Raw genomic sequence first — 12234 nt, forward strand, 5'->3', positions numbered from 1 at the left:
CTGAATCAAAGAACTGATTGGATACCGCTGTCAATAGGCAATCTGTAACCTCTGCATTCCTGACGAAGCGTCAGGAAGAGCAGCGAGGAGGCACGGGGTGGCACGGTTCAAGGACCAGGAGCAGCGGCGCGACCAGATCGTGGCGGCCGCCCTCCAGGTGCTGCGCGAGGTCGGGGCCGCCGGCCTGAGGATCCGCGACGTCGCGGCGCGCGCAGGCGTCTCCACCGGCACCGTGCACTACTACTTCGACGACGTGCAGGGCCTGCTCAACGAGGTCCACGCCCGGGCTCGCAAGCGGTTCTACGACGACCGGCTCTCGCTGGTCACCCAGTACCCCGACGCCCGCGACAAGCTGGTCGCCACCATCCGCGGCGGCCTGCCGTCCTCCCCCGACGACGACCTGGTCGGCGCGCTCTACCAGCTCGACGGGCACCTTCGGCTGCGCGAGGACAATGCCGACCTGTTCGCCGCCCTCTACGACACCCAGGTCGCGATCTACGTCGGCATCCTCGAGGTCGGCGTGGCCCAGGGCCACTTCGCCCTCACCTCCGAGGCCACCGACATCGCGCAGAACCTGGTCGCGCTCGAGGACGCGTACGGCGAGCACATCGTCATCGGCATCCGCTCCCTCGACTACGACCGCACCGTGGCACTGATCTGCGGGTACGCCCGCCTCGCCACCGGCTGCGCCGACATCCTTCCCGAACGAGAGGTCATCCGTGCCCACTGACCAGCCCCGCGCCCGCGACCTGCTCACCCTTCCCGGGCGGCCCGGCCCGCACAACGCGATCACCGACGTCCCGGGCGTCACCGTCGGTCTCGAGACCCTGGTCAGCGGGACCGCCGTACGCACCGGGGTCACCGCGATCCTGCCCCGGGGGCGTGACGGCGTCGGCGAGCCGTGCGCCGCGGCGTCGTACTCCCTCAACGGCAACGGCGAGCTCACCGGCACCACCTGGATCGAGGAGTCCGGCGCCCTCACCATGCCGGTCCTGCTGTCCAACACGCACGCGGTCGGCGCCTGCCACACCGGCGTCGTCGAGTGGGTCAACGAGGTCCACCCGCGGCTCGCGGCGCAGTGGCTGCTGCCGGTGTGCGGCGAGACCTGGGACGGCTACCTCAACGACATCAACGGCGGCCACGTCCGCCCCGAGCACGCCCGCGCAGCGCTCGACGCCGCGACCGCCGGACCGGTGCCCGAGGGCTCGGTCGGAGGCGGCACCGGCATGAACTGCTACGCGTTCAAGGGCGGCACCGGTTCGGCATCGCGCGAGGTCGACTTCGCGGGTACGACGTACACCGTCGGTGTGCTGGTCCAGGCCAACTTCGGCGATCGCCGCGAGCTGGTCGTCGCCGGTACGCCGATCGGCCAGGTCCTCGGCGAGGACAACCCGATGGAGGACTCGGGCTGGTTCGTCCGCGACCTCGGTCTCGCGGCCCCCGCCTCCTCCGGGACGCTGCCGGGTGGCGCCGGGTCGGTGATCGTCGTGGTCGCCACCGACGCGCCCCTGCTCCCCCACCAGTGCAAGGCGCTGGCCCGGCGGGTGCCGCTCGGCCTGGCCCGCACCGGCACCGCGGGCGGGCACTTCTCCGGGGACATCTTCCTGGCCTTCTCGACCGCGCCGGCGCCCGGGCTGCGCAGCCAGCTGTACCCGCCGCCGACCGAGCTGGCCGAGCAGCAGGTGCTGCCCTGGGGTGCGATCGACCCGTTCTACACGGCGGTCGTCGAGGCCGTGGAGGAGTCGGTGCTCAACGCGCTGGTCGTCAACGAGGAGATGGTCGGGCGCGACGGGCACCGCACGCCCGCGCTCCCCCACGCCGCTCTCGCCGACCTGCCGGCCGCCCTCACCGCGCGAGGCCGATGACTTCCGCGGGACGCCGCGGTCAGTAGAGGCATGACCGCTTCCAGCGCCTTCGACGGCTCCACCAGGCTCGAGGCCTGATGGTCCTCCAGCGCCGGGTCCAGTCGGTGCTCGACGAGCTCGTCGGCTCCGGGGCGGAGACCGGGCTGCAGGTCGCCGTCCACCATCGCGGCCAGCCGGTCGTCGAGGCCGTCGCGGGCGTCGCCGACAGCCGGACGGGGCGCCCGGTGGCGCCGGACACCCTGTTCTTCAGCTTCTCCACGGGCAAGGGCGCGTCGGCCCTGATCGCCCACCTGCTGGTCGCCCGCGGCCTGATCGGCTACGGCACCCGGGTCGCGGACGTGTGGCCGGGGTTCGGGGTGCGCGGCAAGGAGGCGACGACGCTGCGCCACGTCCTGACCCACACCGCCGGGGTGCCCGCGATGCCCGACGGCCTCGGGCCGGCGGACCTGGGCGACCCGGAGCGCGTCGCCACGGCGATCGCGGCGGCCGAGCCCCGGTGGCCCCCCGGCGCCCGGACGGGCTACCACTCCTACACCTTCGGCTTCCTGGTCGGTGAGATCGCCCGCCGGCTCACCGGCCACTCCATGGGGCGGCTGCTGCACGAGTGGGTCGCCGCACCGCTGGGCCTGCCCGGCGAGCTGCGGTTCGGCGTACCCCCGGCCGATCTGGACCGGCTGGCCCACCTCGAGGACGCCGCACCACCCGACCAGAGCGCGCCGTGGGAGCTGCGGCCGACGGCGGGGCTGGGCAACGACCCGGCCCTGCTCACGGCGGACGTCCCGTCGGTCGGCACCTTCACCGCACGCGGCCTCGCCACCATGTACGCCGCGATCCTCGACGGCCGGTTGATCTCAGCCGACCAGCTGGCGCGGCTCTCGGAGGTCGCCTTCGAGGGGACCGACCAAGTCTTCGGCAACCGGGTCCGCCTCGGGCTGGGCTACCCGCTGCCAGTGCTCGGCTGGCCGGGCGGCGGTGGCAGCCGCGCCTTCGCCCATCCCGCCACCGGGACGTCGTTCGCGCTCACCAAGAACCGCCTCGTCCCCGACTTCGGCACCGCCGAGCGCCTGGTCCAGGTCGTGACCGAGGGACTCCGCGGACGGGTCAGCTGACGACGACCGGCGGCGTGGTCGCGTCGCTGCTGCCGACGCAGGTGATCCGGTAGGTCCCCGGCTCGCCGGCCACCCAGGTGACCTCGGCGGTGAACCGCAGCCCGCGGTCGCGCCGCCACCTGATCGTGGTCGATGCCGAGGAGTCGTCGGCGACCTGGCGCCAGCCGTCACCGTCGCGCCGCTCGACGCGCAGGTACGTCGGCCGCAGCACCGCGTTGGGGTGGTCGGTGCGGAAGGTCGCGACGACCGTCTCCCCGACCGAGGCCGTGGCGGGCGAGGTCAGCACCACCGTGGGACCGGAGCGGGCCAGCCGGGGCGAGCCGACGGGGAGGGTCCAGCGCAGCCGGCGGGGCGCGGGCGGCATCCCCGGCGCGAGGGGCTGTCCGGTGCGCAGGGCACCGGCCAGCTCGACGACCGCGTCGGTCAGCACGGCCAGCTCGTGGCGCCCGAAGATCGTGGAGCCCGCCTCGTAGAGCTGCTCGTCGTACTCCTCCGGCGTGGTGACGTAGTGCCCGTAGCCGTTGGCATAGCCCTGTAGCACGACGTCGTCGACGTCGACGCCGAGCTCGGCGGCGACGGCGCGCCGCAGCCGCAGCCCGGCCACGACGGTGACCTCGAACGGCAGGCACACCAGGTGGAGGTGGCCCCACCGGACCAGCTGGAGCAGGTAGGTCTCCTGCACCCAGCGCAGGCTGCCGACGGGCAGGAGCAGGTCCTTGGGCGCGTGCGCCGCGGCGAGTGCGGGGCGACGCCGGTAGAGCCGCCGGCTGAGTCGCGCAGGCACCGGGTTGCGGCGGCCCTCGTCGAACAGCGGTGAGCCGGGGCCGTCGGTGAGCTTGCCGGCCGCGAAGCTCGCGCCCAGGATCGCCCGCCCCGTGCGGCCCGGCGCGGCAGCGCGCTCGGCGAGCCGCACCCACCGGTGCCGTACGTCGACCAGTGGCGCCACCTCCACGCCCGGCTCCGAGGCCAGCAGGCGCGCGGCCGCCAGCTGCCGCTCGCCGATGATCCGGGTGTTCTCCCGCTCGTCGGTCGTCGGGCCGGTGGCCGGCTGCAGCCCGAGGTTGGGGCTCAGGTCGCCGGCGTTGGTCTGCGCGAACGCGGTGACCAGGTCACCGTCCCGCTCCCACTGGTGCGCGGCCCAGCCCTTGTTGTCGGCGCTGATCAGCAGGTTCCTGTTGGACATCGAGGTGTTGTGGACACCGAACCAACTGATCGCGCCTGCCAGCTCGCCGTCGCGCTCCAGGCGCAGCAGGGTCATCCGCGGGTCGATGCCGTCGGGGAACAGCGCCCGCTCGTGGGCCGGGTCGCGCTCGAACGCCGCCCGGGCCCGGTTGGCGCTCGCGTCGTGCAGCTCGCCGCGGGTGAGCCGCAGTGTCGTCGGGGCCAGGTCGGCATCGGCGCGGGCGATCGCCTCGACCACGCCGTCGACCAGCCGCGCGAAGGTGCGCGGCCGGAAGCCACCGGTGGTGATGTTGTAGAGCACGTCGTGGCCGTGCCCACCCGGCCCGCAGTGGGTGTGGGTGGCGGTGAGGACGACGTTGCCCGCGCCGTAGGCCGTGCCGAAGCGGTCGGCGAGGCTCGCGTGGATCGCGGCCACGGTGGCCTGGAAGAACATGCCGATGTCGGCGACGACGTACGCCGTCCGGTGCCGGCCGTCGTCGAGGACGAACGCGCGGGCGTACTGGCGCGACAAGATGCCGCAGGTGCGCTGGTCGGGCATCCCGTAGCCCATCATCCCGACGCCCCACGGCTCCCCGGTGACGTCCGCGATGCCGCGCCCGACCAGCCAGCCGGCAGCGGTCACTGCCTCCTCCGGACGGCGTCGCGCAGCGCCTGCTCCGGGTCGACGCCCTCGGCGCGGGCCTCGGCGACCAGGGCCAGCAGCCGCTCGCCGAGGTCCGCCGAGTCCGCCGCCACGTCGACCGGGAGCCCGGCCCGCTCGCGCCGGGCGAGCGTCTTGTCGGCGTACAGCAGGGCGGGGAGGGCGGCGGGCAGGTCGCCAGGAGCCGCGCGCTCGGCGGCCTTGATCCGCTGCCAGCGCTCGTCGACCTGCTCGGCGGTGAGATCACCGGACTCGTTCCCGAAGACGTGCGGGTTGCGACGGCGCATCTTCTCGGTGATGCCGCGGGCGACGTCGTCGAGCGTGAAGTCGCCGCGCTCCTCGGCGATCACGGCATGGAACACCACCTGCAGCAGCAGGTCGCCGAGCTCCTCGGCGAGGTGGCCGAACTCGCCGCTCGCCTCGGCCTCGTCGATGGCGTCGACGGTCTCGTAGGTCTCCTCGAGCAGGTAGCGGACCAGCGAGCGGTGGGTCTGCTCCTGCTTCCACGGACACTCCGCCCGCAGCCGCCGCATCACGTCGACGAACTCGGCGACGGCCCCGTCCGCCGGCTCGGACACCGCCTATCCCTGGGGGACGACCGCCGCCGGCGCGGCGGCCGGGCCGCAGCGCTGGTCGGCCGGCAGCTTCGCGACCTGCTCGGGCGTCATGGCGGCGGTGTTGCTGGCGCCCTTGGCCTCGCTGCTCACCGGCACCGAGAGCGGGTCCCCGCTGAACACACCGGTCGTCGCGTCGTAGGTCCCGAAGACGGGATTGAAGCTGACGTCGTGGTCGTCGAGCCACTTCGTGATCAGCGCGATGCCCGCCTCGATGGCATCGTCGCCCCGGCCACCGGACTCGTCGGCACCGAGCTGGGCGACCGGGTCGGTGAGCCGCTGCTTGATCCAGGTCAGGAACTCGAAGGTGTCGTAGTTGTCGTCGTCGATCGTGCCGAGGGCACCCCACTCGTCGGTGACGGACGTCCGGTCGATCTGCTCGGCCGGCAGCGGCACCCCGTGCTCGGGTGCCAGGTCGTCGACGGCGACCGCCTGGGTCCAGCCGACGACGAACTGAGCCCGGACCAGCGCGACGGGCGCCGCTTGCGCCTGCGGGTTGGTCGCGGCCAGGGCGCAGTAGTCCTGGACCGCCTTGTCGACCTTGCTGAGCGAGAGCTGCTGGCCCTCGACCTCGGCGGCCACGCCGGGCTTCACGTCGTTGTCGCTGACGCCGCAGCCGGCGGCGAGCAGGGCGACCGCAGCGAGACTCACTGCGGCGGACCGGAACTTCGCCTGGATCGGACGCACACTCACTCCTTGGGGTCGATGACCGAGTCGATGACGAGCCGGGCCCATTCAAGCAGGGCGACCCCCTCGAGCGGCGTTCCCGTCCGTCCCGGGATGCCGGGGCGTGGCACCAGGATCGACTCGAGCTGGTGCTTGACGATCGACTTCGGGTAGAGCCGGTTGAGCCGGACCGTGCGCGACTCGGGGAGCACGACCGGGTGGAATCGCACGTTCTTGCCGACCGTGGTGACCTCCTTGACCCCTGCCTGGCGCACCCGGGCGCGGAAGCGGGCGACCAGGAGCAGGGCGGTGACCTGCTCGGGCGGCTCGCCGTACCTGTCCTGGAGCTCGCCGATGATCTCGTCGACGTCGGCGTCGGTGCGGACCTCGGCCAGGCGCTTGTAGATCTCGAGCCGGAGCCGCTCGCTGGGGATGTAGTCGTGGGGCAGGTGCGCCTCGACGGGCAGCTCGATGCGGACCTCCTCGAGCTGCTCCGGCGCGCCTGGGTCGGACCGGAAGTCGCGCACCGCCTCGCCGACCAGCCGGACGTAGAGGTCGAAGCCGACGTCGGCGATGTGGCCGGACTGCTCGCCGCCGAGCAGGTTGCCGGCGCCGCGGATCTCGAGGTCCTTCATCGCGATCGCCATCCCGCCGCCGAGGTCGGAGTGCTGCGCCAGGGTCGCGAGCCGCTCGTGGGCGGTCTCGGTGAGCGGCTTCTCGGTCGGGTAGAGGAAGTAGGCGTAGGCGCGCTCGCGCGAGCGGCCGACGCGACCGCGCAGCTGGTGGAGCTGCGAGAGGCCGAGCGTGTCGGAGCGCTCGATGATCATGGTGTTGGCGTTGGAGACGTCGATGCCGGACTCGACGATCGTCGTGCAGACGAGGACGTCGAAGTTCTTCTCCCAGAAGTCGACCATCACCTGCTCGAGCTGGTGCTCGCCCATCTGGCCGTGGGCCGTCGCGACCCGGGCCTCGGGCACCAGCTCGCGGATCTTGGCCGCAGCCTTCTCGATCGAGCTCACCCGGTTGTGGATGTAGAACACCTGACCGTCGCGCAGCAGCTCGCGTCGTACGGCGGCCACCACCTGGCGGTCCTCATAGCCGCCGACGTACGTCAGCACCGGGTGGCGCTCCTCGGGCGGCGTGGTGATCGTCGACATCTCGCGGATGCCGGTGATCGCCATCTCCAGGGTGCGCGGGATCGGGGTGGCGGACATGGAGAGGACGTCGACGGAGGTGCGCAGCCGCTTCATCGCCTCCTTGTGCTCGACGCCGAAGCGCTGCTCCTCGTCGACGATGATCAGGCCGAGGTCCTTGAACCTCGTGTCGGCGTTGAAGAGCCGGTGGGTGCCGACCACGACGTCGACGGTGCCGTCGGCGAGGCCGGCGATCGTCTCGGCGGCCTCCTTGTCGGTCTGGAACCGGCTCAGCGGCTTGAGGTTGATCGGGAACCCGCTCATGCGCTCGGAGAACGTCGCGAGGTGCTGGTTGACGAGCAACGTCGTCGGCACCAGGACGGCGACCTGCTTGCCGTCCTGGACCGCCTTGAAGGCCGCGCGCACGGCGATCTCGGTCTTGCCGTAGCCGACGTCGCCGCAGATCAGCCGGTCCATCGGGACCGTGCGCTCCATGTCGGCCTTGACCTCGTCGACCGTGGTCAGCTGGTCGGGGGTCTCGTGGAACGGGAAGGCGTCCTCGAGCTCGCGCTGCCAGGGGGTGTCGGGGCCGAAGGCGTGGCCCTGGGTGGCCTGGCGGGCGGCGTACAGCTTGATCAGCTCGGCCGCGATCTCGCGGACCGCCTTGCGCGCCTTGTTCTTGCGCTTGGTCCAGTCGCCGCCGCCGAGCCGGTCGAGGCTGGGCTGCTCTCCGCCGACGTAGCGGGTGACCTGGTCGAGGGTGTCGGCCGGCACGAACAGTCGGTCGGGCGGGCCGCCGCGCTTGGAGGGGCCGTACTCGAGGACGAGGTATTCGCGCACCGCGCCCTGCACCTCGCGCTGCTTCATCTCGACGAAGCGACCCACGCCGTGCTGCTCGTGGACGACGTAGTCGCCGGCCTTGAGCTCGAGCGGGTCGATCTGCCGCTTGCGGCGCACGGGCATCGCGCCCTTGTCGCGCACCGACGCCTTGGTGCCGACGATGTCCTCGCCGGTGAGGACGACCAGGCCGCGGCCGGTGTCGACCAGGCCGTGGCCGAGGTTGCCGCAGGTGATGGTGACGACGGCCGGGTCGAGCTGGTGGCCGGCCGGGATCTCCTCGACCAGGCGGGCCGGGACGTCCTGCTCCCCCAGCGCCTCGACCATGCGCTGCGCGGGCCCGTGGCCGACGTGGACGACCGCGACCGCCTGGCCCTCGCCGCGCCAGCGGGCGATGTCGGCGAAGGCCTTCGCCACGTCCCCGCGGTACGACGGCGCCGGCTGAGCGCTGCTGGGCGCCTCCTCGTCGAGGCCGAACGGGCTGAACGTCCACCACGACTGCCCGCGCTCGCGAGCATGCGCCCGGACGTCGGCGAGCGACTGGTACGACGCCGCCTGCAGGTCGATCGGCGCCTGCCCGCCGCTGGCGGCGGTGGCCCAGGACGCGGCGAGGAACTCCTCGCTGGTCGCGACCAGGTCGTGCGCGCGGGCGCGGGCCCGCTCGGGGTCGAGGACCAGGATCCGGGTGTCCTCGGGCATCAGGTCGACGAGCAGCTCGAGCTCGTCGACGAGCGCCGGGATCAGCGCCTCCATGCCCTCCACGGCGATGCCCTGGGCGAGCTTGTCGGTGATCTCGAGGAGCTGCGGGTGGGACTGCCCGAGCTCGGCGGCACGGGCCCGGACCTCGTCGGTCAGCAGCAGCTCGCGGCACGGCGGCGCCCACAGCCGGTCGACCTTGGTGATCGTGCGCTGGTCGGCGACCGCGAACGAGCGGATCTCGTCGACCTCGTCGCCGAAGAACTCCACGCGCAGCGGGTGCTCCTCGGTCGGCGGGAAGACGTCGACGATGCCGCCGCGGACCGCGAACTCGCCGCGCTTCTCGACCAGGTCGACGCGGGAGTACGCCGCACCGACCAGCCCGGCCACGACGTCGTCGATCTCCGCGGTCGAGCCGACGCTCAGCTCGACCGGCACCAGGTCGCCGAGGCCCTTGACCTGCGGCTGCAGCACGCTGCGGACCGGAGCCACGACGACCTGGACCGGCCCGGTCGCGGGGTCGGTGCCGGGGTGGCACAGGCGGCGCAGCACCGCGAGGCGGCGCCCGACGGTGTCGCTGCGCGGGCTGAGCCGCTCGTGGGGCAGCGTCTCCCAGCTCGGGTAGTAGGCCACGCCCGCCGGGTCGATCAGGTCGCCCAGCTCGGCGACCAGCTGCTCGGCCTCGCGGGTGGTGGCGGTGACCACGAGCACCGGCCGACCGGCCCGGACCAGGCCGGCGGCCAGGAAGGGCCGCAGCGCCTCCGGACCGGTCAGCTCACCGGTCGGCTGGGCACCGCTCGTGGCGCCGGCCAGCGCGGCGGACAGGGTCGGGTCGGCGAGGACGGCGTCGGCGAGGCCGGCGAGACTCACGGGGCACACCTTTGGTCGAGGAACACGACGATCGCCCCCGGTCCACGTGCGACCGGGGGTGCGGGCACCAGCCTACGACCCGCCGCCGACAGCCCGTCGGGTCAGCCGAACCGCCCGTTGACGTAGTCGTAGGTCCGCGAGTCCTGCGGGCTCTGGAACATCGCCTCGGTGGCGCCGTGCTCGACGATCACGCCGGGCTGGCCCTGCGAGGCGAGGAAGAACGCGCACTGGTCGGAGACGCGCGCGGCCTGCTGCATGTTGTGGGTGACGATCACGATCGTCACCTCGCGGGCGAGGTCGAGCATCGTCTCCTCGATCACCCGGGTGGAGGTCGGGTCGAGGGCCGAGCAGGGCTCGTCCATGAGCAGCACCCGCGGCCGGATCGCCAGCGAGCGGGCGATGCACAGGCGCTGCTGCTGGCCGCCGGACAGTCCGCCGCCCGGCGCGTCGAGACGGTCCTTGACCTCGTTCCACAGCCCGCCCTTGACCAGGCAGGACTCGACGAGGTCGTCCTTGTCGGCCCGCTTCATCCGGGTGCCGGTGAGCCTGAGGCCGGCCAGCACGTTCTCCCGGATCGACATCGCCGGGAACGGGTTCGGCTTCTGGAACACCATGCCGATCGCGCGGCGGGCGTCGATGAGCCGCTTGCCGGGGTCGTAGATGTCCTCGCCGTCGAGCAGCACCTCACCGGCCAGCTGGGCCGAGGGGACCAGCTCGTGCATCCGGTTGAGGATGCGCAGGAAGGTCGACTTGCCGCAGCCGGACGGGCCGATCAGGGCGGTGATCCGGCCCGGATCCATCGTGAGCGAGACCCGGTCGAGGACCTTGTGGTCACCGAACCACGCCGTGATCTCCCGGGCCTCGAGCGCGGCCAGGCCCGTCGGTACGGCGGCGTCGACCGGCGTGGCGGGATCGAGGCGGGGTACGTCGGCACGGACCTCGGGGATGACGGTCGTGTCGTCGGCGTTGGGGTACATCGGCTCTCTTCTCATCGGTCGGTGCCGGGCGGCCACGAGGGCCGCCCGGCACCGGTGCTGCGGGTGCTGCGAGTCCTACGGGTGCTGCGGGGTGGTGCGAGTGCTGGGTCAGGACGCGGCGGCGACCGCGGCGGTGGCCGCCTTGACCGCCTTCTTGGCCTTCTTCAGCTTCTTCTTGAGCTTGGCCTTCTTGGCGCCCGTGGCCGACTTGACCTGCTTCTTGAGCTTGACCACCTTGGCCTTCGCGGCGTCGAGCTGGGCCTGTGCGGCGACGAGCGCGGCGGACGGGCCGGCGACCGGCGGCGCGTAGCTGACGGTGACCGTGGCCTCGGAGACCTGGAAGCGGGCCTGGCTCGGGTTGTAGACGGCCTTGTAGGTGTGGGCGCCCACGCTCGGCGCCGGTACGACGAACCGGGCCTCGCCGCCGACGATCGGCACGTTGGCCTTGAGGACGGTGTCGCCCTCCTTGAAGGTCACGGTGCCGAGCGGGGTCGACGAGCCGCCGACCTTGGCGACGAGGCTGACGCCCGCGCCGGTGCTGGTCCCGGTCAGCGTGGTGCTGGTCGCGACCGGCTCGTTGGTGGTGAAGTCGCTGGTCGTGTCGGCGGCGGTGCCGCAGACGCCGCCGTTGGCCGGCGTGGCGAGCTGGGTCAGGCCACCCGCGGCGATCGCGTCCCTGGCGGCCGAGGAGCACAGGAAGCCGCTCTCACCGAAGAAGGCCTGGACCGAGGCGTTGTTGATGTCGGTGGCACGCACCACGTTGTAGACCGCGCGCTTGAAGGCGAGCTCGCCCTCGAGCAGGCGCACGGTGTTGCCGGGGATCAGCCCGGCGCGGCCCTTGGAGATCGGGACGATCACGTCGGGGTCGTTCTTGACCGGCGCGTCGGAGTGCTCCTGGACGCTGGCCTCGCCGGCGTCCTTGACGTCGTTGCCGTTGGTGTCGACGTAGTCCTTGACGCAGGAGCCGTAGTTGGCGACGCCGAGCTGGGCCTTGAAGAACTTCTCGGTGCCCGAGCCGCTCTGCGGGACCAGCGGCTTGATGACGCCCGCGGTGCCGCCGACCTGGTTCCAGTTGGTGGTCGTGCAGCTGTAGATGGCGATGAGCTGCGCCTTGGTCAGCGACGCCGGCGCGTGCGACGCGGTGCTGTTGGAGACCGCGGCGACGACGGTGTCGACCGCGAAGGGGATGCCCTCGAGGTCGGCACCCTCGGCCTCCTTGCCCGTGCCGCCGACGCGGTCGGAGGAGCGGGCGAAGTCGACCTCGCTGTACTGGGCGGCGTTGCGCAGCGCCGCCTTGCCGGCACTGGAGCCGTTCGGCCGGGGCTGAGCGAGGTTGGGCGCGGGCAGGTTGACGTCGCCGCCACCCAGCGCGCTGAACGTGGCGACGTCGAAGCCGTGGCTGCCGGCGTTCCAGAGCAGCGCGGCGTTGTGCAGCGCGAGCATGGTGGTGTCGGAGCCGACGCCGATCAGGTCGGCCGACACGGGAGCGGCCTTGCTGTCCTCGGGCTGCGGAACGTACTCGGCGTGGGCCGGAGAGGCGATCAGCGTCACCGCCGACGTGGCCACCGCGGCCGCGAAGGCGGCCGTGAGGGTCTTGCGTACGGACATTGCGTTGTTCGACTTTCTGTGAGTGGTCTGCGGCTAC

General features: G+C 72.6%; 9 protein-coding genes. 3 read left to right on the top strand and 6 right to left on the bottom strand.

Annotation, left to right across the window (positions count from 1 at the left end; genetic code table 11):
• Positions 1-97 precede the first annotated feature (97 nt).
• The 3 genes from QI633_RS20030 (at position 98) to QI633_RS20040 (ending at position 2974) form a co-directional block, all read left to right on the top strand.
• Positions 98-730 carry a TetR family transcriptional regulator gene (locus QI633_RS20030; protein WP_141797756.1) on the top strand — a complete coding sequence of 211 codons (633 nt, stop codon included), beginning with the start codon at positions 98-100 and terminating at the stop codon, positions 728-730.
• Positions 720-1865, top strand: a complete 1146-nt coding sequence (locus tag QI633_RS20035; RefSeq protein ID WP_141797755.1) for a P1 family peptidase — start codon at positions 720-722, stop codon at positions 1863-1865. Before QI633_RS20030 ends, QI633_RS20035 begins: the two co-directional genes overlap by 11 nt.
• Before the next feature lie 77 nt (positions 1866-1942).
• A complete protein-coding gene (locus tag QI633_RS20040) occupies positions 1943-2974 on the top strand; it encodes a serine hydrolase domain-containing protein (protein ID WP_282426843.1) in 1032 nt (343 codons plus the stop codon).
• Here QI633_RS20040 and QI633_RS20045 read toward each other — a convergent pair.
• The 6 genes from QI633_RS20045 to QI633_RS20070 form a co-directional block, all read right to left on the bottom strand.
• A complete protein-coding gene (locus QI633_RS20045; RefSeq protein ID WP_282426844.1) occupies positions 2967-4778 on the bottom strand; it encodes a neutral/alkaline non-lysosomal ceramidase N-terminal domain-containing protein in 1812 nt (603 codons plus the stop codon). The two genes, QI633_RS20040 and QI633_RS20045, sit on opposite strands and share 8 nt — an antisense overlap.
• Entirely contained in the window at positions 4775-5374 is a 600-nt protein-coding gene (locus QI633_RS20050; RefSeq protein WP_260805827.1) for a MazG family protein, read from the bottom strand. The genes QI633_RS20045 and QI633_RS20050 overlap by 4 nt, the downstream gene beginning before the upstream one ends.
• A gap of 3 nt (positions 5375-5377) precedes the next feature.
• A complete protein-coding gene (locus QI633_RS20055; RefSeq protein ID WP_141797753.1) occupies positions 5378-6097 on the bottom strand; it encodes a hypothetical protein in 720 nt (239 codons plus the stop codon).
• A gap of 2 nt (positions 6098-6099) precedes the next feature.
• Positions 6100-9612 carry a transcription-repair coupling factor gene (gene mfd, locus QI633_RS20060; protein ID WP_282426845.1) on the bottom strand — a complete coding sequence of 1171 codons (3513 nt, stop codon included), beginning with the start codon at positions 9610-9612 and terminating at the stop codon, positions 6100-6102.
• Between the two features lie 101 nt (positions 9613-9713).
• On the bottom strand, positions 9714-10589 hold the full coding sequence (locus QI633_RS20065) for a phosphate ABC transporter ATP-binding protein (RefSeq protein WP_282426846.1): 876 nt from the start codon (positions 10587-10589) through the stop codon (positions 9714-9716).
• Between the two features lie 108 nt (positions 10590-10697).
• Positions 10698-12197, bottom strand: a complete 1500-nt coding sequence (locus tag QI633_RS20070) for a substrate-binding domain-containing protein (RefSeq protein WP_282426847.1) — start codon at positions 12195-12197, stop codon at positions 10698-10700.
• Between the last annotated feature and the right edge of the window lie 37 nt (positions 12198-12234).

Source organism: Nocardioides sp. QY071 (assembly GCF_029961765.1).
Lineage (GTDB): Bacteria > Actinomycetota > Actinomycetes > Propionibacteriales > Nocardioidaceae > Nocardioides.